This is a genomic window from Buttiauxella ferragutiae (assembly GCF_022637515.1).
Classification (GTDB): domain Bacteria; phylum Pseudomonadota; class Gammaproteobacteria; order Enterobacterales; family Enterobacteriaceae; genus Buttiauxella; species Buttiauxella ferragutiae.
Genome location: NZ_CP093332.1, coordinates 20,872 through 43,523, shown reverse-complemented (window position 1 = coordinate 43,523; position 22,652 = coordinate 20,872). Strand labels below are relative to the sequence as shown.

The 22,652-nt window shown below is 50.6% G+C and carries 23 protein-coding genes; 14 read left to right on the top strand and 9 right to left on the bottom strand.

What is annotated here, in order from left to right:
* Positions 1-134 precede the first annotated feature (134 nt).
* Both MNO13_RS00215 and MNO13_RS00210 read right to left on the bottom strand, forming a co-directional pair.
* Positions 135-524: a YidB family protein gene (locus MNO13_RS00215; protein ID WP_121814654.1), complete on the bottom strand. Its 390-nt coding sequence runs from the start codon at positions 522-524 to the stop codon at positions 135-137.
* A gap of 44 nt (positions 525-568) precedes the next feature.
* Positions 569-1,597: a zinc-dependent alcohol dehydrogenase family protein gene (locus MNO13_RS00210; protein ID WP_241940101.1), complete on the bottom strand. Its 1,029-nt coding sequence runs from the start codon at positions 1,595-1,597 to the stop codon at positions 569-571.
* A 124-nt stretch (positions 1,598-1,721) separates the two neighbouring features.
* On the opposite strand from MNO13_RS00210, the gene MNO13_RS00205 reads away from it, so the two are divergent.
* Entirely contained in the window at positions 1,722-2,624 is a 903-nt protein-coding gene (locus tag MNO13_RS00205; protein ID WP_241940100.1) for a LysR family transcriptional regulator, read from the top strand.
* Between the two features lies 1 nt (position 2,625).
* Here the strand turns inward: MNO13_RS00205 and gyrB are convergent, their stop codons facing one another.
* From gyrB to dnaA, 4 genes are read right to left on the bottom strand one after another with little or no spacing between them, the layout of a single operon-like run.
* Positions 2,626-5,040, bottom strand: a complete 2,415-nt coding sequence (gyrB, locus tag MNO13_RS00200) for a DNA topoisomerase (ATP-hydrolyzing) subunit B (RefSeq protein ID WP_064542061.1) — start codon at positions 5,038-5,040, stop codon at positions 2,626-2,628.
* A 28-nt stretch (positions 5,041-5,068) separates the two neighbouring features.
* The gene (recF, locus tag MNO13_RS00195; protein WP_064542058.1) at positions 5,069-6,142 is read right to left on the bottom strand and encodes a DNA replication/repair protein RecF; all 1,074 of its coding nucleotides are present in this window, start codon (positions 6,140-6,142) and stop codon (positions 5,069-5,071) included.
* Positions 6,143-7,243 (bottom strand): DNA polymerase III subunit beta, encoded by a 1,101-nt coding sequence (gene dnaN, locus MNO13_RS00190; protein WP_064542055.1) that lies wholly within the window; start codon positions 7,241-7,243, stop codon positions 6,143-6,145.
* Positions 7,244-7,247: 4 nt separating this feature from the next.
* A complete protein-coding gene (dnaA, locus tag MNO13_RS00185; RefSeq protein ID WP_064542053.1) occupies positions 7,248-8,636 on the bottom strand; it encodes a chromosomal replication initiator protein DnaA in 1,389 nt (462 codons plus the stop codon).
* 627 nt (positions 8,637-9,263) lie between these two features.
* Between dnaA and rpmH the strand changes: the two genes are divergently transcribed.
* The 7 genes from rpmH to MNO13_RS00150 all read left to right on the top strand — a co-directional run bounded on the left by rpmH (position 9,264) and on the right by MNO13_RS00150 (position 14,679).
* Positions 9,264-9,404 (top strand): 50S ribosomal protein L34, encoded by a 141-nt coding sequence (gene rpmH / locus MNO13_RS00180; RefSeq protein ID WP_003849659.1) that lies wholly within the window; start codon positions 9,264-9,266, stop codon positions 9,402-9,404.
* A 17-nt stretch (positions 9,405-9,421) separates the two neighbouring features.
* Positions 9,422-9,781 carry a ribonuclease P protein component gene (rnpA, locus tag MNO13_RS00175; protein WP_034499799.1) on the top strand — a complete coding sequence of 120 codons (360 nt, stop codon included), beginning with the start codon at positions 9,422-9,424 and terminating at the stop codon, positions 9,779-9,781.
* Positions 9,745-10,002, top strand: a complete 258-nt coding sequence (gene yidD / locus MNO13_RS00170; RefSeq protein WP_074388504.1) for a membrane protein insertion efficiency factor YidD — start codon at positions 9,745-9,747, stop codon at positions 10,000-10,002. The genes rnpA and yidD overlap by 37 nt, the downstream gene beginning before the upstream one ends.
* A gap of 2 nt (positions 10,003-10,004) precedes the next feature.
* A complete protein-coding gene (yidC, locus tag MNO13_RS00165) occupies positions 10,005-11,651 on the top strand; it encodes a membrane protein insertase YidC (protein WP_064542050.1) in 1,647 nt (548 codons plus the stop codon).
* Positions 11,652-11,757: 106 nt separating this feature from the next.
* Positions 11,758-13,122, top strand: a complete 1,365-nt coding sequence (gene mnmE, locus MNO13_RS00160) for a tRNA uridine-5-carboxymethylaminomethyl(34) synthesis GTPase MnmE (RefSeq protein WP_232887016.1) — start codon at positions 11,758-11,760, stop codon at positions 13,120-13,122.
* A 227-nt stretch (positions 13,123-13,349) separates the two neighbouring features.
* Positions 13,350-14,078 (top strand): 4'-phosphopantetheinyl transferase family protein, encoded by a 729-nt coding sequence (locus MNO13_RS00155; RefSeq protein ID WP_241940099.1) that lies wholly within the window; start codon positions 13,350-13,352, stop codon positions 14,076-14,078.
* Positions 14,079-14,112: 34 nt separating this feature from the next.
* Positions 14,113-14,679, top strand: coding sequence for an NADPH-dependent FMN reductase (locus tag MNO13_RS00150; protein ID WP_121814649.1), 567 nt, complete (start codon positions 14,113-14,115; stop codon positions 14,677-14,679).
* Here MNO13_RS00150 and MNO13_RS00145 read toward each other — a convergent pair.
* Positions 14,676-15,248, bottom strand: a complete 573-nt coding sequence (locus tag MNO13_RS00145) for a TetR/AcrR family transcriptional regulator (protein ID WP_121814648.1) — start codon at positions 15,246-15,248, stop codon at positions 14,676-14,678. The genes MNO13_RS00150 and MNO13_RS00145 overlap by 4 nt on opposite strands.
* Positions 15,249-15,436: 188 nt before the next feature.
* Between MNO13_RS00145 and MNO13_RS00140 the strand changes: the two genes are divergently transcribed.
* Entirely contained in the window at positions 15,437-16,552 is a 1,116-nt protein-coding gene (locus MNO13_RS00140) for an MBL fold metallo-hydrolase (protein WP_133523023.1), read from the top strand.
* Between the two features lie 21 nt (positions 16,553-16,573).
* Complete coding sequence (locus MNO13_RS00135) at positions 16,574-16,915, top strand: RamA family antibiotic efflux transcriptional regulator (protein ID WP_064542027.1); 342 nt, start codon at positions 16,574-16,576, stop codon at positions 16,913-16,915.
* Positions 16,916-16,975: 60 nt separating this feature from the next.
* On the opposite strand, the gene MNO13_RS00130 is transcribed toward MNO13_RS00135, so the two are convergent.
* Complete coding sequence (locus tag MNO13_RS00130; protein ID WP_064542024.1) at positions 16,976-18,313, bottom strand: NCS2 family permease; 1,338 nt, start codon at positions 18,311-18,313, stop codon at positions 16,976-16,978.
* A 305-nt stretch (positions 18,314-18,618) separates the two neighbouring features.
* Between MNO13_RS00130 and yieH the strand changes: the two genes are divergently transcribed.
* The gene (gene yieH, locus MNO13_RS00125; RefSeq protein WP_241939395.1) at positions 18,619-19,284 is read left to right on the top strand and encodes a 6-phosphogluconate phosphatase; all 666 of its coding nucleotides are present in this window, start codon (positions 18,619-18,621) and stop codon (positions 19,282-19,284) included.
* A gap of 47 nt (positions 19,285-19,331) precedes the next feature.
* Here the strand turns inward: yieH and MNO13_RS00120 are convergent, their stop codons facing one another.
* The gene (locus MNO13_RS00120) at positions 19,332-20,366 is read right to left on the bottom strand and encodes a LacI family DNA-binding transcriptional regulator (RefSeq protein ID WP_064542019.1); all 1,035 of its coding nucleotides are present in this window, start codon (positions 20,364-20,366) and stop codon (positions 19,332-19,334) included.
* A gap of 270 nt (positions 20,367-20,636) precedes the next feature.
* On the opposite strand from MNO13_RS00120, the gene MNO13_RS00115 reads away from it, so the two are divergent.
* Genes MNO13_RS00115 through MNO13_RS00105 form a run of 3 tightly spaced genes read left to right on the top strand, consistent with a single transcriptional unit; the run spans position 20,637 to position 22,652 of the window.
* Positions 20,637-21,080 carry a PTS sugar transporter subunit IIA gene (locus MNO13_RS00115; RefSeq protein ID WP_064542016.1) on the top strand — a complete coding sequence of 148 codons (444 nt, stop codon included), beginning with the start codon at positions 20,637-20,639 and terminating at the stop codon, positions 21,078-21,080.
* A gap of 15 nt (positions 21,081-21,095) precedes the next feature.
* A complete protein-coding gene (locus MNO13_RS00110; protein WP_064542013.1) occupies positions 21,096-21,383 on the top strand; it encodes a PTS sugar transporter subunit IIB in 288 nt (95 codons plus the stop codon).
* Positions 21,384-21,395: 12 nt separating this feature from the next.
* On the top strand, positions 21,396-22,652 hold the full coding sequence (locus MNO13_RS00105) for a PTS ascorbate transporter subunit IIC (protein WP_064514855.1): 1,257 nt from the start codon (positions 21,396-21,398) through the stop codon (positions 22,650-22,652).

Here is a 22,652-nt window from a genome sequence, read left to right as displayed (position 1 = left end):
TAATGAGTTTATCTCATGCTAACGCGATTAAGCTCGCAAAAATAGCGCTACGTTTCGCGAGAAAAAGGTCCGTTTTAAACATAAGAAAACGCCACCCAGAACCGCAAATAAAAAGCGTGAGTGGCGTTTTTCAACTAGCTGAAGAATTTATCCTTCAACATGTGGAAGCCTTTGGTGAGCAAATCTTCATCGTGAGCGACTTCACCCGCTGGTGAAAGCGTATCGACTATTTTCGGGAACTGCTCTGCCAGCAGTTGTGACGCGCTTCCCACGTCAATCCCGAGTTTCTCGGCTAGTCCGCTAATTGCGGGCAGACCCAGCACCTCTTGTATTTGCTCAGGGCTAACGCTTTGATTATGCGCGCCGCTTAACCATGAAGTGACGACATCAGAAAAACCCTTTTCCCGAAACTGTTCAAGAATGGCCTGAATGCCGCCCTGTTCATTAATCCACGTAAGGATGACTTTGAATTTATCTGCATCGCCACCCCTCATCATGCCAGTAACTTGATCGAAAAAGCCCATGACCTTGTCCTCCTGCATGCACGAAGTGTGCAATAGAAGTGTAGTCAATCACGCGGGGTTAAGACGATTTTGCCGAATGCGCCGCGGTCGAGATGTGCCAGCGCTTGCGGCAATTCTTCAAAGCGATAACAGGTTTCGATGACCGGTTTGATGCGGTTTGCGTCAATGGCACGAATAAAATCTTCTAGCGCACGGCGATGCCCGACGCCAATGCCCTGAATGGTCGGGGATTTCAATAACAGTTCGCCTGCAGGGCCAGAGATCTCATAGCCATCAAGCACGCCAATCACTGAAATACGCCCATGCACCGCAACTGCGCGCAGGGAATTAGACAGATTCGTGCCGCCAACAGTTTCAATAATATGGTCGATTCCATACTCATCAGTGAGTTCGTAGACGGTATCCACCCAATCACTTTGCAAACGGTTAATGCCGTAATCGGCACCTAACGCTTTGGCGCGAGCCAGTTTTTCGTCGCTACTCGAAGTCACAAATACTTTGGCGCCGTGGGTTTTGGCGATTTGCAGCGCAAACATCGAAACGCCGCCCGTTCCCTGCACCAGCACCGATTGCCCGGCGTGCAAACTGCCACGCTCCACCAGAGCAAACCAGGCGGTAAGCCCGGCGCAAGGTAGCGTACTGGCCTGAATATCATCAAGACTTGTCGGTGATGCCACCAGCCAGTTTTCGTTGATGACTACATATTCCGCGAGCATGCCCTGATAAACCCCGCCGAGCGTGCGATAAGGCGGAGTGCGTGCGGTGCCGTTGGGTTTTCCGTCAATCCAGTCGGGCGAAAACGTTGAGATAACGCGCGCACCAGGCTGAAAACGAGTCACGCCTTCACCGAGGCTTTCCACCACGCCCGCCATGTCTGACGCCGGGGTAAATGGGAAAGGAAGCGCCAGCGGCATCGTGCCATCAATGACCATTTTGTCGCGGTAATTGAGCGAAATAGCGTTAACCCGAACCAAAACCTCGCCAGGTCCAGGCTCAGGAATCGCTGCTGTAGAAAGTGTCATGTTGTCACGCCCAACGGCGCTCATGGTCCAGCGCTGCATGGTTTTGCTGATCATTTGGCTCATTATTTTCTCCAGGAATTTGGCTTCATTCATCACCACTCAAAGTATATCGTTGGCCTACAATCACCAGTGGCGATAGATTTTCTCGGTATTGGTTCCTGAATGGATACAAATGATGAATGAACAACTGAAGGGGATTTCTGTTTTTGTTACGGCAGTTGAGGCGGGGAGTTTTGCACTGGCGGCGCAGCGCCTGCATCTTTCACGTTCGGCGGTCGGTAAAACAGTTTCTCAACTAGAGCAAAGACTCGGTGTGCGGCTTTTTCAGCGCACCACGCGAAGCGTAACGCTGACCGATGACGGCGCACTTTTCTATGAGCATTGTTTACGAGCGCTGGCAGAAATTAATACCGCTGAAACACTACTCGAAAATGGAAAACAGAGTGTCAGCGGGCGGTTACGGGTTTCAATGCCAGTGCTGTATGGGCGTATGTGTATTGCGCCACTGCTCGCAGAATTTGCCAGCCAGCATCCCAACCTGAGTATGGATTTGCTGTTTAGCGACAAGGTTTCTGACCTGGTTGAAGATGGATTAGATCTGGTGATTCGCAACGGAAAATTACCTGATAGCAGCGGCCTGGTCGCGCGGAAGATCGGTGAGCATCGCATGATGATCTGCGCGTCGCCTCGCTATTTGCTGCAACACGGTGAGCCGCAAACCATTGACGATTTATCGCATTATAAAGTGTTCAATTACATTAACGCTGGCGTGCCACATCGCTGGGTTATCAATGCCGATGGCGGCAAGAAAAGCGAGTTTATCCCCAAAGCACGTGTTCTGATGGATGATTTAGAAGCGATTGCGGATGCGGCGATTGCTGGATTGGGTATTGCGCTGCTGCCTTGCTGGCTGATTGAGGAAGAGTTACAGAATGGGAAACTGGTGAGGATACTGCGCGAAGATCTGGACAACGTTTATGAAAGCCATGCGGTGTGGCTCCAGACATCTCATCTACCGCTAAAAGTACGGCTGGCAGTAGATATGCTGGTGAGCAAGTTGCCCACCAGCATTAACTAACTTAGATATCGATGTTCGCCGCTTTCAGGGCGTTTTCTTCGATAAATGCGCGACGTGGTTCAACCGCGTCACCCATCAGGGTGGTGAACAGCTGATCGGCAGCAATCGCGTCTTTTACGGTGACACGCAGCATACGACGGCTTTGCGGATCCATTGTGGTTTCCCACAGCTGATCCGGGTTCATTTCGCCCAAACCTTTGTAGCGCTGAATAGACAAGCCACGACGGGACTCTTTCACCAGCCATTCCAGCGCCTGCTCGAAGCTGGCAACTGGCTGACGGCGTTCGCCACGTTCGATAAACGCATCTTCTTCGATTAAGCCGCGCAGTTTCTCGCCCAGTGTGCAAATACGACGGTACTCGCCACCAACAATGAATTCTTGCTCCAGCGGGTAGTCGGTATCCACACCGTGAGTACGCACACGAATCACTGGCTCAAAGATATTCAGCTCGCGGTTGTGACGCACGATAGAATTCCAGGTGCTGCCGTGTTGCTCGTTTTCGTTCAGCGCGATGACCAGCTTAGAAACCCAGTCGTTCACTTTGCTTTCGTCAGTCAGGTCGGCATCGGCAAGCGTTGCATGATAAACCAGGTTATTCAGCAGGTTGCGCGGATAACGACGTTCCATGCGGCCAATCATTTTCTGGCAAGCATTGAACTCGGACACCAGTTTTTCCAGTGCTTCACCGGCGATGGCTGGTGCGCTGGCATTGGTGTGCAGTGTTGCGCCATCCAGTGCGATAGAGATCTGATATTGATCCATCGCTTCATCATCTTTGATGTACTGCTCTTGCTTGCCTTTCTTCACTTTGTACAGCGGTGGCTGTGCGATATACACATGGCCGCGTTCAACGATTTCAGGCATTTGACGGTAGAAGAAGGTCAACAGCAGGGTACGAATGTGTGAGCCGTCGACGTCCGCATCCGTCATGATGATGATGCTGTGATAACGCAGTTTGTCCGGGTTGTATTCGTCACGGCCAATGCCGCAGCCCAGCGCCGTAATCAGCGTTGCGACTTCTTGAGAGGCGAGCATTTTGTCAAAGCGCGCTTTCTCAACGTTCAGAATTTTACCTTTCAGTGGCAGGATCGCCTGGTTCTTACGGTTACGCCCCTGTTTTGCAGAGCCGCCCGCAGAGTCTCCTTCCACAAGGTACAGTTCGGAGTGAGCCGGGTCGCGTTCCTGGCAATCAGCCAGTTTGCCTGGCAAACCAGCCAAATCCAGCGCGCCTTTACGACGAGTCATTTCACGTGCACGACGTGCTGCTTCACGAGCACGAGCCGCATCAATAATTTTGCCGACGACGATTTTCGCGTCAGACGGGTTTTCCAGCAGGTATTCAGACAGCAGTTCGTTCATCTGCTGCTCAACCGCGGTTTTCACTTCCGAAGAAACCAGTTTGTCTTTGGTCTGAGAAGAGAATTTAGGGTCCGGAACTTTTACGGAGACAACAGCAATCAGGCCTTCACGGGCATCGTCACCGGTGGCGCTCACTTTCGCTTTTTTGCTGTAGCCTTCTTTTTCCATATACGCATTCAGCGTACGTGTCATCGCCGAGCGGAAACCTGCCAGGTGAGTACCACCATCGCGCTGCGGGATGTTGTTGGTAAAGCAGTAGATGTTTTCCTGGAAACCATCGTTCCACTGCAACGCCACTTCTACGCCAATACCGTCTTTTTCAGTGCTGAAATAGAACACGGTTGGGTGAATTGGGGTTTTGTTTTTGTTGAGGTACTCAACGAATGCGCGGATACCACCTTCGTAGTGGAAGTGGTCCTGGCGGCCATCACGCTTATCAATCAGGCGGATAGAAACACCGGAGTTCAGGAATGACAGTTCACGCAGGCGTTTGGCCAGAATGTCGTATTCAAACTCAATCACGTTGGTGAAGGTTTCATGGCTTGGCCAGAAACGGACTTGCGTACCGGTGGCATCGGTATCACCCGTCGCCGCCAGCGGTGCCTGTGGCACGCCGTGAACGTAAGTTTGCTGGTGTACTTTGCCTTCGCGGCGAATCAGCAGTTCCAGTTTCTGGGACAGGGCGTTAACAACAGAAACACCTACGCCGTGCAGACCGCCAGAAACTTTATAGGAGTTGTCATCGAACTTACCGCCAGCATGCAGCACGGTCATGATAACTTCGGCAGCAGATACGCCTTCTTCCGGGTGAATACCGGTAGGAATACCACGGCCATCATCGGTGACGGAGACAGAGTTATCAGCATGAATGGTGACAACGATGTCTTTACAGTGACCGGCAAGTGCTTCGTCGATAGCGTTATCTACGACCTCAAATACCATGTGGTGCAGACCGGTGCCGTCGTCCGTATCGCCGATATACATTCCCGGGCGCTTACGTACCGCATCCAGCCCTTTAAGGACTTTGATACTGGAGGAGTCATAAGAATTCGACATCAACGTTTCTCGCTCATTTATTCTTGGGTTAATCCGTTATTTTACCCTGATCCACGACGAACATCTTCGAATTTTTGTCCGCCATATCCATCACATGTTCTGCGCTAATTGCGCTAACAAAAACCTGTGATTCCGTCGCCTTTAGCCGGCTGGCTAATAGACCACGGCGTGCATCATCTAGTTCAGAGGCAAAATCATCTATCAGATACAGGCAACGCCGCCCGTTCTGTCGGGTGAGAAACTCACCCTGCGCCAGTCTTAAAGCGCACATCAGTAATTTAAGCTGCCCACGCGACAAGGTATCTTCGACCGGAGCACCGTCAGCACGGATCCTGAAATCAGCTTTGTGAGGGCCGTGAGCGGTGTAGGTCAGCATTCGATCGCGTTCGAAGTTGCGTTCCAGTAGCTCGCCGTAGTCACTCTCTTTTTCCCAGCCGCGCTGGAAGGAGAAACTAAGCGAGAACTCCGGCAGAAATTGCGCACAAGTATCAGCCATGTCATCGGCAATGGCTGCACTGTAGTCGGCACGCCAGCGGCTAATTTGCTCCGCTAGTGGGATAAGCTCTTGATCCCATGGCCGCAATTGCGCATAACGCGTTACTTGTCGCAACGCAGCGTTACGTTGCTTAAGCAGGCGTTTGAGATTGCTCCAGGCGACAAAAAATCCTGGTTCGTTGTGGAAACATCCCCAATCGAGGAAAGCTCTACGGTATTTCGGGCCGCCGTTGAGCAGTGTAAATCCTTCAGGGGTGATGAGTTGCATCGGCATCAACAGCGCAAGTTCAGCCACTTTGTGGCCGTCGCTGCCGTCAATACGCACTTTGCTGTCGCCCGCACGGTCTTTGGTCAGGCCAAGTGAGATTTCCCGCTCGCCATTTTGTAAACGACCATGCAGTACAAAGGATTCTGTTTCATGGCGGATAACGCGCTCAATCTTCAGACTGCGAAAAGCGCGCCCGTGACCGAGGGTATAAATCGCCTCTAACACGCTGGTCTTGCCGCTTCCGTTGGCTCCCACCAGAAAATTAAAACCTGGAGCCAGAGCCAAATCCGCATTTTCGATATTACGAAAGTCTTTGATCAACAAACGCGACAGCGACATCTACAGTCTCATTGGCATGACTACGTAAGCCGCCGCTTGAGAGGCTGCATCTTCGATCTGCACACTAGAAACAGAGTCGGTCAGTAAAATGCGCACGTTCTCACACTTCAGAGCGTTCAGAACATCGAGCACGTAACTGACGTTGAAACCAATTTCCATATCTGTGCCGTCGTAAGTGACGTCGAGAATTTCTTCGGCTTCTTCCTGTTCCGGGTTGTTAGCCGTGATTTTCAATTGATTTTGAATCACTTGCAGACGAACGCCACGGAATTTCTCGTTCGAGAGAATCGCCGCACGCGAAAATGCTTGTTTCAGCAAATCACAGCTGGCATCCAGGTGTTTGTCCGGATTCTTCGGCAATACGCGGCGATAATCCGGGAAACGGCCATCAACCAGCTTAGAAGTGAAGATAAAGTCGCCGACATGAGCACGGATGTTGTTGCTGCCAATTTGTATGCGCAGTGGTGAATCACCGCCGTCCAGCATACGCATCAGTTCAATCACGCCTTTACGCGGCACGATCACCGAATGGTTTGGCAGAGACTGACCCACCGGCATAGAACACACCGCCAGGCGGTGACCATCGGTCGCCACGGTGCGCAGTTCTTCGCCTTCGGTTTCAAACAACATGCCGTTCAGATAATAACGAACGTCCTGATGCGCCATAGAAAACTGCGTGGCTTCAATCAGGCGTTTCATGGTCGCTTGTGGGAGCGTGAATTCTACTTCGCTCTGCCAGTCGTCGAGATTCGGGAAATCTGCCGCCGGCAGCGTGGAGAGCGAGAAACGGCTACGCCCGGAGCGCACTAACATGCGGTCGCCCTCAAGCTGTACAGCGATTTCCGCGCCTTCTGGCAAACCACGACAGATGTCGAAGAATTTACGCGCAGGCACTGTGGTGGCACCCGGCTCATGCGCTTGAACTAAAGCGACACGCGCCACCATCTCCATTTCCAGGTCAGTCCCTGTTAATGAGAGCGTTCCTTCCGCGACTTGCAACAGCAGGTTGCCGAGAATCGGTAACGTAGGACGGCCACCTAACGGGCCACTCACCTGTTGCAGCGGTTTTAATAAAGTTTCACGTTCAACGGTAAATTTCATAGCGTCACGAAGATAATGTTCTGATTAGGTTAGAGAAATCTTCTTTGATGTCGTGGCTTTCTTCACGCAACTGCTCAATCTTACGGCAGGCATGGAGAACCGTAGTATGGTCGCGGCCACCAAAGGCATCGCCGATTTCTGGCAAGCTATGGTTAGTCAGTTCCTTCGCCAGCGCCATCGCCATTTGACGTGGACGGGCAACCGAGCGGGAACGACGCTTGGACAACAGGTCAGCAATCTTTATTTTATAGTACTCAGCCACCGTCTTCTGAATATTGTCGATGGTGACGAGCTTCTCTTGCAGCGCAAGAAGATCACGCAGTGCTTCGCGCACGAAGTCGATGGTAATCGCCCGGCCAGTAAAGTTAGCGTTGGCGATAACACGGTTCAATGCCCCTTCCAGTTCACGCACATTCGAGCGTAAACGCTTGGCAATAAAGAAGGCCACTTCACCCGGCAGACGAATGTCATTCTCATCTGCTTTTTTCATCAGGATCGCAACTCGCGTTTCCAGCTCTGGTGGTTCGATGGCAACCGTTAACCCCCAACCGAAGCGCGATTTCAGACGATCTTCAACGCCGTTGATCTCTTTTGGATAACGATCCGAGGTCAGAATGATCTGTTGGTTACCTTCAAGCAGGGCATTAAAGGTGTGGAAGAATTCTTCCTGTGAGCGCTCTTTATTGGCAAAGAATTGAATATCATCTATTAGCAGCGCATCAACAGAACGGTAGTAACGTTTGAACTCTTCAATAGCGTTATTTTGTAGTGCTTTTACCATGTCCTGAACGAAACGTTCAGAGTGCATGTACACCACTTTTGCATTCGGTTTGCGCGCAATAATACCGTTGCCAACAGCATGCAAAAGGTGCGTTTTACCCAGGCCTGTGCCGCCATAAAGGAACAAAGGGTTATAAGCGCCACCGGGGTTATCTGCCACCTGGCGTGCCGCCGCGCGAGCCAGTTGGTTCGATTTACCTTCAACGAAGTTATCGAAAGTATGTTTTACGTTGACGTTGGAACGGTACAGTTGCTCAGCCGGGGCTGGAAGATTATCCCAACTCGGACGCATAGGTGCCGCAGGGCGAGCCATTTGCGCATGGGCAGGAGCAGTCGCTACTGCTTGCTGATTTAACGTCTGGCTGACCGGTTTGCTGCCCACTTCAAAACGTAATACGGGCGCATCTGTACCGCAAAAATCGTTAAGTAATCCATTGATATTATTGAGGTACTTATCTCGTACCCAGTCGAGAACAAAACGGTTTGGCGCATACAGGGCCAGCGTGTTATCGCTCAGTTCCGCCTGTAGGGGGCGTATCCACATACTGAATTCTGTGGCTGGTAACTCATCCTGCAATCGGGCAAGACACTGCTGCCAAAGCGAAAGTGACACGGCGGACTCCACTCGAACAAAGTCGATAAAATGACGAAGACTGAAAGTTTATATTCATGATTGTTGACACACGCCGACTCTTCCTCAACGGAACCCCGGTACGGGAAGCGTGCGAACCGCTATCTGCGGTTTACCCCAGGGTGAACGCTAAAGGATCACGATCGGGACCGCGGATCATAGCCTAAAGCGCGCCAGAGATCTTCTGTTTCTCACAGTTTCTTCCCGATTTATCCACAGGGCTGTTTTGTGGAGTCTAAGTGTAAACGATCCTGCCAAACGCGCAGCGCATATCATTCCTAAATAGGAAAATTTAATGACTAGCGCACAAAATCGTCTTAACTGATCTAAGGAAGATCCCTAACGATCCTTGCTCTTTAATGGGGACGCCGTATAATTCCCCACCCGTCGCGTGTCACCACGGCTTTATTTTGGACAGATCCTGGTCATTTTTAGGGTCAAAAAGCGAATTAAGGCACGGGAATTAAGGAAAGAGAATTGACTCCGGAGTGTACAATTATTACAATCCGGCCTCTTTAATCAGCCACACTGAGGCGTAAGTCTTTTGCAGTTTATGCAGGGCTCTTCGCTAACCCAGTGAAATTTATCCAAGTTTAGGTAGAAATCGCCATGAAACGCACTTTTCAACCGTCCGTACTGAAGCGTAACCGTTCACACGGTTTCCGTGCTCGTATGGCAACTAAAAATGGTCGTCAGGTTTTGGCACGTCGTCGTGCTAAAGGCCGTTCCCGTCTGACCGTTTCTAAGTAATAAAAGCTAACCCCTGAGTGGTTAAGCTCGCATTTCCCAGGGAGTTACGCTTGTTAACTCCCACTCATTTCACTTTCGTCTTCCAGCAGCCTCAACGGGCTGGCACGCCGCAAATCACCATCCTCGGCCGCCTAAATTCGCTGGGGCATCCCCGCATCGGTCTAACAGTCGCTAAGAAAAACGTTAAACGCGCACACGAACGCAATCGGATTAAACGTCTGACGCGTGAGAGTTTCCGTTTGCGTCAGCATGAACTTCCTCCTATGGATTTCGTGGTAGTGGCTAAGAAAGGGGTTGCCGACCTGGATAACCGGGCTTTATCGGAAGCATTGGAAAAGTTATGGCGCCGTCACTGTCGCCTGTCTCCCGGCTCCTGATAGGCCTGATTAAGGTCTATCAGCGCCTGATAAGTCCGCTTCTCGGGCCGCATTGCCGTTTCACTCCTACCTGTTCTCACTACGGAATTGAGGCATTGCGCAGGTTTGGGGTGTTAAAAGGCAGTTGGTTGACAGTGAAACGCGTATTAAAATGCCACCCTTTGAACCCCGGTGGAGACGATCCCGTCCCACCTGGACCTTTTGATACCAGAGAACACTAACGATGGATTCGCAACGCAATCTCTTTCTCATCGCTTTGTTGTTCGTGTCTTTCATGATCTGGCAAGCCTGGGAGCAGGATAACGCTCCAAAACCACAGGTGCAGCAGACCACGCAGACTACGACCACCGCAGCAGGTAACGCCGCAAGCCAGGGTGTGCCGACCAGTGGCCAGGGAAAAATCATCACGGTTAAAACTGACGTCCTTGAGCTTTCCATCAACACCCGTGGTGGTGATGTTGAGCAGGCGCTGTTGCTGACCTACCCGAAAGAGCTCAAATCTAATGAGCCGTTCCAGTTACTGGAAACCACGCCAGAGTTTGTCTACCAGGCACAAAGTGGCCTGACGGGTCGTGATGGCCCAGATAACCCGGCTAACGGTGATCGCCCACTGTATAACGTTGAAAGCGACAGCTTCGTACTGCCAGAAGGCCAGAACGAACTTGTTATTCCAATGACTTATACTGATGCAGCGGGCAACGTCTTCACGAAATCCTTCACCCTGAAACGCGGCGAGTTCGCGGTAAGCGTGGATTACAATGTGAAGAACGCCGGTGAGAAACCGCTGGAGCTGGCTACTTTTGGTCAGTTGAAGCAGTCCATCAATCTACCGTCACACCGCGATACTGGAAGCAACAACTTTGCGTTGCACACCTTCCGTGGCGCTGCATATTCCACTCCTGATGCGAAATACGAAAAATATAAATTCGACACCATCGCTGACGGGGAAAACCTGAACGTTAATGCCAACAACGGTTGGGTGGCGATGTTGCAGCAGTATTTCGCAACAGCGTGGGTTCCGCGTAATCAGGGTACTAACAACTTCTATACCACCAAACTGAGCAATGATGTGGCGGCGATTGGTTATAAATCCGCGCCACAACTGGTTCAACCTGGTCAAACCGCTCAACTGGGTAGCACCCTGTGGGTTGGCCCGGAAATTCAGGACAAAATGGCAGCCGTTGCGCCGCACCTTGACCTGACTGTGGATTATGGCTGGTTGTGGTTTATTTCTCAGCCGCTGTTCAAGCTGTTGAAATTCCTGCACGGCTTTATCGGTAACTGGGGCTTCTCCATTATCGTTATCACCTTCATCGTTCGTGGCATCATGTACCCGCTGACTAAAGCGCAGTACACCTCCATGGCGAAAATGCGTATGTTGCAGCCGAAACTGGCAGCCATGCGTGAACGTATTGGTGACGATAAGCAGCGCCAGAGCCAGGAAATGATGGCCCTGTATAAAGCTGAGAAAGTTAACCCGCTGGGTGGTTGTCTCCCGCTGGTTATCCAGATGCCAATCTTCCTGGCGTTGTACTACATGCTGATGGGTTCTGTGGAACTGCGCCATGCGCCGTTCGCACTGTGGATTCATGACTTGTCTGCACAAGACCCGTACTACATCCTGCCGATCCTGATGGGCTTGACGATGTTCTTCATTCAGAAGATGTCGCCGACCACAGTGACCGACCCGATGCAGCAGAAGATCATGACCTTTATGCCGGTCATCTTCACGGTGTTCTTCCTGTGGTTCCCGTCAGGTCTGGTACTGTACTATATCGTCAGTAACACAGTGACCATCATCCAGCAGCAGCTGATTTATCGCGGTCTTGAGAAACGTGGCTTACACAGCCGCGATAAGAAAAAGACCTGATAAAAATTAGCGAGAAGCTTACGAAAGGCGGTCAATAGACCGCCTTTTTCTTTTGTAGGGTGGATAAGCGAAGCGCCATCCACCAATCAATCACGAAGGGATAGTAATGAGCCATAACGAGACAATCGTTGCCCAGGCGACACCGCCGGGACGTGGTGGGGTCGGTATCCTGCGCGTCTCAGGCCTTCAGGCACGTGAAGTAGCACAAGCCATTCTGGGCAAATTACCGAAACCACGTTACGCCGATTATCTGCCATTCCGTGATGCTGACGGCAGCGTTCTCGATCAAGGTATCGCGTTGTGGTTCCCTGGCCCGAATTCCTTCACGGGTGAAGATGTGCTGGAACTTCAGGGGCACGGTGGCCCAGTTATCCTGGATTTACTGTTAAAGCGCATCCTGGCGCTCCCAGGAGTGCGTATCGCAAGGCCTGGTGAGTTCTCCGAACGTGCATTTCTGAACGACAAGCTGGATTTGGCTCAGGCCGAAGCCATCGCTGACCTGATTGATGCCAGTTCCGAACAAGCCGCGCGTTCAGCATTAAATTCTCTGCAGGGTGCTTTCTCCGCACGCGTAAACCATTTAGTTGAAGCGCTGACACATCTGCGTATTTACGTGGAAGCAGCGATTGATTTTCCGGATGAAGAAATCGACTTTCTGTCTGACGGCAAAATTGAAGCCCAGCTGAACCAGGTGATTGGCGATCTGGATGCGGTGCGCGCCGAAGCACGCCAGGGCAGTTTGCTGCGTGAAGGCATGAAAGTGGTGATTGCAGGGCGTCCAAATGCCGGAAAATCGAGCCTGTTGAATGCTCTGGCTGGCCGCGAAGCAGCGATTGTGACGGATATTGCCGGAACCACCCGTGACGTATTACGCGAACATATTCATATCGACGGCATGCCACTGCATATTATCGATACCGCAGGGCTGCGCGAAGCGAACGACGAAGTTGAGCGTATCGGCATCGAACGTGCGTGGAATGAGATTGAACAAGCAGACCGTGTGCTGTTTATGGTTGACGGAACCACGACCGCTGCCACTGACCCTGCTGAAATCTGGCCAGACTTTATTGCGCGCTTACCGGCACGTTTACCGATTACCGTAGTGCGTAATAAAGCTGATGTCACCGGCGAAACGCTGGGTCTGAGCGATGTGAATGGTCACTCACTTGTACGCTTGTCTGCGCGTACCGGTGAAGGTGTAGATGTGCTGCGCGATCATCTAAAACAGAGCATGGGCTTTGAAACCAATATGGAAGGCGGCTTCCTGGCGCGTCGTCGCCACTTGCAGGCGCTGGAACAGGCAGCAACCCATCTGCAACAAGGCAAAGCGCAGTTGCTGGGCGCATGGGCCGGGGAATTACTGGCTGAAGAACTGCGACTTTCTCAGCAAAGCCTGAGCGAAATCACCGGCGAATTTACCTCTGATGATTTGCTTGGACGCATTTTCTCCAGCTTCTGTATCGGTAAATAAACTAAAAAAGTAAGCGTGTGCTCACTTTTTACTCATCCCGCAATGCGCCTGATTTAGCAGGATAAGTGTTGCGGGATTTTTTTACCGTTTCGTCTGTACTTTAAAAACCTAAGTATTCATAGGGTTGATCAATTGATGTTTTTTTACACGCTCATCCCCGTGCGTTTCGTTGCTAAAAAATCTACAATTGAATGAAAAGTAGATTGCCCATTATCAAGGAGAGAAAAATGGCAACGCATTTCGCAAGATGGACGATCAATCCCAAATTCCCCTTTTCGAGCCGGCTGAATGAAGAATGCCTCACCTTCGCTCAACAAATGCCGGAACATCGCCGTTCACGATTCTTAGCCTCACGTAGCCTGTTGGCTGAACTCCTTCATATGCTGTATGGCATTCAACAACTGCCCAAGATTGTCACCACTGCCGCCGGGCGCCCGCATTTTGCTGACACGTCGTTGATGGACTTCAGCATTGCTTATGCCGGAAACAAAGTCGGTGTGTTGGTCACCACCGAAGGCCGCTGCGGACTCGATTTCGAAATTAATCAGTCGTTCGGCAATCTTCCTTCTGTTGCTTCAGCTTCCATTTTCCGCAGCAATGAGTCGATCTGGATAAACACTCAAAAAAACCCAGGTGAGGCCAGAGCACAGTTACGCACACTGCATCAAAGTGCTTTTAAATTGACCGGTCGTGAAGAAAGCTGGCAGCTTCTGCCTGGTGCGGGTCGGATTCGCACAAATGATCAATCAGAAATTGAAGCGATCAGCGATGTGGAAGGCCTCTTAATCTGGGGATGCGTAGTGTCGCCCGCCATAGAAAAATTGAGTTTGTGGGAGTTTGAAAGCCCGCAAAGCTGGCATAGTCTGTGGGATGTCAAATCACGTTATCGCGATCCTAACGGCAGCATAATTCGCTTAACCAGTATGTCGTCAGAAAAAGCGTTATATCAAAACTGATCTTTCCTGAACGTCCTGACAAAAAGAGGTATTCATGTCCGACACGTTAAAGATAGTCACGTTATTAGGTAGCCTGCGCCATGGCTCATTCAACGCGATGGTCGCCCGCACTTTGCCTGGCATCGCCCCAGCGGGGATGAGCATTGAGGCATTGCCGTCGATCAAAGACATTCCATTGTATGACGCCGATATACAGCAAGAAGAGGGGTTCCCGGCAACGGTTGAAGCGATTGCTGAGCAAATCCGCACCGCAGATGGCGTTGTGATTGTCACGCCAGAATATAACTATTCGGTGCCAGGTGGCCTGAAGAACGCCATCGACTGGCTGTCACGTTTACCGGAACAGCCACTGGCTGGCAAACCAGTGCTGATTCAGACCTGTTCCATGGGCGCGATTGGTGGCGCACGCTGCCAGTACCATCTGCGCCAGATTCTGGTGTTCCTCGACGCGATGGTGATGAACAAGCCTGAATTTATGGGCGGCGTGATTCAAAACAAAGTGGATGTGCAAACTGGCGAAGTGGTTGATCAAAGCACGCTCGATCATTTGGCCGGACAGCTGACGGCATTTGGTAATTATATTCAGCGAGTTAAAAACTAATTAGCTAAAGCGCGCCACATCGTTTCGAAGCCTAAAGCCTTAAAATCGCCAGCACGTTCCGGTTCACGGCTGGCGAATTCCATGGTCGTTTCTGCCAGCGAAGAAAAAATCGCATCACTAAACGCGCGATACGGGCCGCACTGAAAAGCCTTCAGTATCGATTGCGAACAGATCTCATGTAATTCCGGGAATAACTCCGCCACTTTTTGCTTCGTGTCATCATCAATCTTATCGCTCACCGACAGCTGACGAATCGCCCGATGCGCTTCAGGGTGACCAATCGCCCAGTCGATGTAGCTGTTCCAGATATAGCGGGTATATTCTTTCGGGTCTTTCAATGTGCGGTCGAGATTCGCCTGCATGGAAATAAGTAAGCTTTGTTTCAAATACAGGTACAGCTCGTTTATCAAATCGTCCTTAGTGGCAAAATAACGAAATAGAGTTCCTTCCGCGACGCCTGCGCCACGGGCAATTTGCGCAGTTGATGCCGCAATCCCCGACTGGCCGATGGCGATGGTTGCTGCATCCAGTAACGCTAATTTTTTATCTTCACTCTTCGGACGAGCCACAACGTTTTACCCTCTAATTTCTGAACCCCGAATTGAATCACGCGAGCTACGCCACTGCAACGCTGAATGTCAGCGTTTGAAAAGCATCTTGACGGTCGTCACTCCTTATCTATAATGAGTGCTTACTCACTCATTATCAAGTTTACAGCTTCGTGCCAATGGATGGAACGATTTGTGCAGGCCAGGAAATGAAACGATTCTCCATATGCGCGGTAATAATTATGTTGATTGCAACAGCAGCCAGTTTGCCTTTTGTCCTGAATGCCGGGTTTGGCCAGGCTCCGCAAGGAGAAGGTCTAAGTTTAGTCGAACGCTCTGCAAATTACGTTGATGGACAATTTCGCAACCAGATCCCAACGCTTGGCTATACCGGGCAGAAAAGTAAGCTTGCGGCATGGTGGGGATTTTTAACCGCGAAGCGGGAAAATTCTCGCCCTCAACAACCTCTACCGCTAGTGAAAACTTCACTGGCTAATCTGCCGCTGGAACAAGATACGATGGTCTGGCTCGGGCACTCCTCCTGGTACATCCAGCTGGCCGGCAAACGCATTCTTATCGATCCCGTTTTCAGCAGTTACGCCGCCCCGTTTTCATTTATCAATAAAGCCTTCCCTGGGGATTACCCGTGGACGGCTGAGTCGATGCCTGAAATCGATCTGCTGATTATCTCCCACGACCATTACGATCATCTGGATTACGCCACCATCAAAGCACTGAAGCCAAAAATCCGCCAGGTGATTACGCCATTGGGCGTTGGTTCGCATCTGCGTTACTGGGGCATAAATAGCGACATCATTCATGAAAAAGACTGGAACCAGACGGTAAAAATCTCGAACGACCTGACGGTGCATGTGTTACCCGCCCGGCATTTCTCTGGCCGCAGTCTGAAGAGCAACCAGACGTTATGGGCGAGTTTTATGTTCGTGACCAATGACAACAAAGTCTATTACAGCGGTGATACCGGCTACGGGCCACACTTCAAAGCTATCGGTGAACAGTTCGGTTCGATCGATTTAGCCATTATGGAAAACGGCCAATATGACAAGGACTGGAGCAATATTCATATGATGCCGCAAGAAACTGCACAAGCCGCAGTAGACCTCAAAGCTCGCGCCATACTTCCGGGCCATGCAGGCCGTTTTGTACTGGCAAATCATACGTGGGATGCGCCTTACAAAAGCCTCGCTGAAGCCAGTATCGGGAAAAATTATCGCCTGTTAACACCAAAGCAGGGTGAGCCTGTGCGGGTAAATGATAACGCACAACAATTTAGCGCCTGGTGGGAATCTGCCAGCGCAATGTAAGCGAACCACGCAGGGGGATGTATGACGATTTCAGCTCAGGTTATCGATACGATTGTTCAGTGGATTGATGACAATTTGCATCGACCATTACGCATTGATGATATTGCCGATCACGCGGGGTATTCGAAGTGGCACTTGCAGCGTTTGTTTATGCACTACAAAGGTGAAAGTCTGGGGAAATACATTCGTGAGCGCAAATTGTTGCTGGCCGCGCGTGATTTACGCGACACCGATAACAAGGTTTACGATATTAGTCTGAAGTATGGCTTTGATTCGCAGCAGACGTTTACGCGGATATTTACGCGCACCTTTCATCAGCCACCGGGCAGGTATCGCAGAGAGAACCACAGCCAGCCACAATAACCGGCCATGGTTCACTGTTTCGTAGGCCGGAAAAGCGCAAGCGCCATCCGGCAAAAACGATTAATGTGCGTCGATAAATACGATTTTCAGAATGAACAGCAGCGCCACAACAATCACGCATGGGCTGATTTCACGCCAGCGGCCCGTGCCGAGTTTCATCACGCAATAAGAGATGAAGCCCAGCGCGATGCCTTCGGTGATTGAGAAGCTGAAAGGCATCATTACCGCGGTAATAAACGCTGGAACCGCTTCTGTCAGGTCGTCCCACTTCACGCGCGATAAACTCGACGTCATCAACACGCCAACGTAGATCAACGCACCAGCTGCAGCATATGCCGGAACCATGCCTGCTAACGGGGAAAGGAAGATAACCAACAAGAACAGCAAACCAACGATGACCGCCGTCAGGCCAGTACGCCCGCCAACAGACACGCCAGAAGAGCTTTCGATATACGCGGTAACGGAAGAAGTCCCGATAAATGCACCCGCCACTGAAGACACGCTATCAACGTACAGCGCCTGCTTCATGCGTGGGAATTTCCCTTTTTCGTCGGCAAGCCCGGCTTTGTCTGTCACGCCAATCAGCGTGCCGGATGAGTCAAACAGGTTAACCAACATAAAGGAGAAGATAACACCCGCCAGACCAATGTTCAGCGAACCGGCTAAATCAACCTGGCCGACAACAGACAGCACGCTTGGTGGCGCGGAAACAATACCGTGGTATTGCACGTCGCCCATCATCCAGCCCAGCAGCGTGGTGACTACAATTGACACCAGCACGGCAGCGTGAATATTGCGCGAGGCAAGAATGGCGATGATAAAGAAGCCCAGCGCGCCAAGCAGTACGCTGTGCGAAGTCAGGTTACCGATGGCCACCAGCGTGTCTTTATTAGCCACGATGATCCCGGCATTTTTCAGGCCCATCATGCCGATGAACAGACCAATACCGCTGGTGATACCGACACGCAAACTCACCGGAATGTTCGCAATCATCCAGTAACGCACACGGAAAATGGTCAGCAACAGCAGGCCTACTGCACCCCAGAAAATAGCACCCATCCCAACTTGCCAGGAAATCCCCATCGCACCTACCACCACAAAGGCGAAGAAGGCGTTCAGGCCCATTGCCGGAGCCAATGCGACTGGCAGATTGGCGAAAATACCCATCAGGATGCTACCTAATGCGGCAATCAAACAGGTGGTGACAAAAACGGCCTGGGTATCCATACCAGCGGCGCCAAGGATCTGCGGGTTGACGAAAACGATATACACCATCGTCAGGAAGGTCGTAAGACCGGCGATCACTTCAGTGCGTGCCGTGGTGCCGTGTTCGCGCAGTTTAAACACGCGCTCGAGCAGCCCCGGATTTGCGGCCGGAGTAGATTGTGGTTGGCTCATTAGTGTTAATTCCGAACATTGAGAGGGAAAATCCGTCGTTATCCTATACCAAAAATTCCCAAACATAATGACCCACGCTAATTTTTTTTCATTGAATTTACTTATACGGCAACGATTGCGTGCCGCAAAAATTCTGCAAATTGGGTAAAGTAGATATTTAATCTTATACCCGAGCTACTTCAAGATGCAGGTAGGCGGCAATCGAATGAATCCCGATGAACTTACTCAAGTAAGTGATTCGGGTGAATGAGAGCAGTCAACACCCCTGCATATTGAAGGGCGATGGGTAGAAATAAGGAAGCGGTATGTCCCGGATAGATGCGCTGTTCTTCGACTGCGATGGCACGCTGGTTGATAGTGAGGTTATTTGCTCCAAAGCCTACGTGCATATGTTTGCGCAATACGGCATCGAACTTGCGCTCGAGGAGGTTTTCAAAACTTTCAAGGGAATCAAGCTCTACGAAATAATCGACACGATTAATACCCGCTATGGAATGAACTTGCCAAAAGATGAACTGGAGCCGGTTTATCGCGCCGAAGTTTCGCGTCTGTTTGATAGCGAGCTGGTAGAGATTGACGGCGCAGCAGCACTAATTGCGCAAATCAACGTGCCGATGTGTATCGTTTCCAATGGCCCGGTCAGCAAAATGCAGCATTCACTGGGCAAAACCGGCATGCTCCACCATTTCCCGGACAAACTGTTTAGCGGCTACGATATACAGACGTGGAAACCGGATCCGGCACTGATGTTCCACGCCGCCGAGGCAATGAATGTGGATGTCAAAAACTGTGTGCTGGTGGATGACTCTATGGCCGGTGCGCAATCCGGCATTGCCGCAGGCATGGAAGTTTTCTATTTTTGCGCCGACCCACACAACCAGCCGATTGATCACCCGAAAGTAACGACGTTTACCGATTTAGCGCAGTTGCCGGAGTTGTGGCGTGCGCGGGGTTGGAATATCACGGTTTAAGAACGATGGCGGATGGCGCAAGCTTATCCGCCCTACAACGACCGCGCTCAGGTGCTTTGACGTAATTCAACCTGGTAGTTGAACAACTCAACACGTGATTCATCTAACTCATCGTCATCATCGTTATTTAGTAACTCAATCAGCATCTTGCCCGCCTCTTTGCCCATTTTTTTATAATCTATACGTATGGACGTTAGTGTCGGATGGGTTTGATCGCAACTGTCAGAGCCATCAAGACAAGCGACTGCGATGTTTCCAGGAATTTTCAGCAAGCGGCGCTGGCACTCAAACATAATCCCCAGGGCAATTTCTTCATGGCTGCAAATAACCGCATCCAGATCCGGCTGGCGTTGCAGTATTTCAGTTAATGCATAACGCCCGAACTGCAGGCTGGCGGCTTCCGGAGTGGTAATCACTTGATCAGAGTTTTGATAGCGGCTGAGCATCGCTTTATGCCAGCCATTAAGCTGCTGGCGTTGCAGGCGGTTGTCCATATGCGCACCAATAAAGCCGATATTTTTATAACCCTGATCCAGCAAATGTTCCGTCAGTTTATGCGAGGCCTCAAAAAAGCCGGTTTCGAGGGAAATCTTCGCCTGACTAAATGGGGAACCCACAACGTTTATCGTCGGAATGTTAGCCTTTTCGAGTATTTGCCAGGTTTTCTCTGCCAGCTGCGAACCAAAAATCACCAGTGCCGCCGGGTTGCTTTGCAGCAGCGTCATTAATATTTCAGCTTCTTTATGCTGATTATGTTCATGACAGCCAAGCAGTAACTGGAATTCGTTTTTATTCAGCACTTGCTGCAGCGACTGCATAAAGCGCGAACTGGCTTTGTCGATCAAGGAAGGAATCAACACCGCGATGGTATTGCTGTGGCCAGAAGCGAGCGCACCAGCTGCCCGATTGGGGATATAACCCAGTTCTTCCACCGCTTGCTCTATCTTCTCGCGCAGTTTATCGGAAACCTGTTCCGGCGTTCTTAATGCCCGAGAAACGGTCATGGTTCCAACGCCTGCATAATTGGCAACTTCTTGCAGTGTGACCCGCCCGGTACCTCGGCGCTTACGCGTTTTTTCCATTCTGGCTCCCCGAGTTAATACAACTAACTGTTTTCATTATTTTTAATTCACCGTCTGTTCGTCAGACTATTGATCACGTTAGCAAAAACTCTCACGCATTGTATATGCAGGAACTGGATATAGCCAAAGTCAGACCTAGGATAAATGATAGCGCTATCACAATCCTTGATAGCGCTATCAGGTAGCGCTATCAAATGAGACAACCATCACATTAATGTCTGCGCAAAAAATCTACCCTCCTGTTAATTATCATCGGGAGTTATCAGTCGCATGTTAAAGAATCTATTAACCACAGAGGTCATTCAGGTCGTAGAACAGGCTAAAGACTGGCGCGATGCCGTGGCTATTTCATGTCGTCCGCTGATTGAAAATGGTTCGATCGAACCACGTTATGTTGACGCTATTTATCGCACTCATGAATCTATCGGTCCGTATTACGTGGTAGGGCCAGGCATTGCGATGCCACACGCTCGTCCGGAAGAAGGTGCAAATAAACTCGCACTGGCGCTGACGCTGATTACTTCAGGTGTGAATTTTGATGCGGATGAAAACGATCCGGTGAAATTGCTGATTGTGCTGGCCGCGACTGACAGCACCAGCCACATCGAAGCGATTTCCCAACTCGCCCAGTTATTCGATAACGAACAAGACATTCAGGCCATTTTGAAGGCCAAAACAACGCAGGACATTTTGTCCGTCATTGCGCGCTATTAATCCAGGGGAACAATTATGAAAATTACAGTGGTTTGCGGTAACGGCTTAGGTACTAGCCTGATGATGGAAATGAGCATTAAAACCATTCTGAAAGATCTTTCCGTTAATGCAGACGTCGACCATGTCGATCTCGGTTCAGCTAAAGGCACGCCAAGCGATATCTATGTCGGCACTAAAGACATTGCCGAGCAGTTAGTCGCGCAGTCTGTAGGCGGAAAAATCGTCGCACTGGACAACATGATCGATAAGAAAGCCATGAAAGAACGTTTGTCCGTGGCATTAACCGAATTAGGCGCACTGTAAGCAGGAGTCGATATGGATTTCTTTCGTTTTTTGATGAGCGATGTGCTTTCTGAACCAGCAGTGTTGGTAGGTCTAATCGCCTTGATTGGTCTGATCGCACAGAAAAAACCGGTCACAGAATGCATTAAAGGCACCGTCAAAACCATTATGGGTTTTGTGATTTTAGGTGCAGGTGCCGGACTGGTAGTTTCTTCTCTGGGTGATTTTGCGAACATTTTCCAGCACGCCTTTGGTATTCAGGGTGTGGTACCAAACAATGAAGCCATTGTTTCCGTCGCACAGAAAAGCTTCGGTAAAGAGATGGCGATGATCATGTTCTTCGCGATGGTTATCAATATATTGATTGCCCGTTTCACACCATGGAAATTTATCTTCCTGACCGGTCATCACACATTATTTATGTCGATGATGGTAGCTGTGATCCTGGCAACCGCAGGCATGAGCGGTGTAACGCTGATTGCTGTTGGCTCTTTGGTAGTTGGCGTGGCAATGGTCTTTTTCCCAGCCATTGCGCACCCTTACATGAAGAAAGTCACCGGTTCTGACGACGTCGCAATCGGCCACTTCTCAACATTGTCTTACGTGCTGGCAGGGTTCATCGGCAGCAAATTTGGTAATAAAGAACACTCGACTGAAGACATGAATGTGCCGAAAAGTCTGCTGTTCTTGCGTGATACACCAGTGGCTATCTCCTTTACCATGAGCATTATCTTCCTGGTGACCTGCCTGTTTGCTGGTGCAGACGTAGTGAAAGAGCTAAGCGGTGGTAAGAACTGGTTCATGTTCTCTATCATGCAATCCATCACTTTCGCGGCTGGTGTATACATCATTCTGCAAGGTGTGCGTATGGTAATTGCGGAGATCGTTCCGGCGTTCAAAGGTATTTCCGACAAGCTAGTGCCGAACGCGAAGCCTGCGCTTGATTGCCCGGTCGTCTTCCCTTATGCGCCTAACGCGGTGCTGGTTGGCTTCCTGAGCAGCTTTGCCGCAGGTTTAATCGGTATGTTCGCTTTGTATCTGCTGAACATGACGGTGATTATTCCAGGTGTGGTGCCACACTTCTTCGTGGGTGCTGCGGCAGGTGTGTTTGGCAATGCAACCGGCGGGCGTCGAGGGGCGATTTTGGGGGCGTTTGCGCAGGGCTTGCTGATTACCTTCCTGCCAGTGTTCTTGCTGCCAGTACTGGGCGATATCGGCTTTGCTAACACCACGTTCAGTGATGCTGACTTTGGTGCCCTGGGGATTCTGTTAGGCATTATCGTTCGCTAA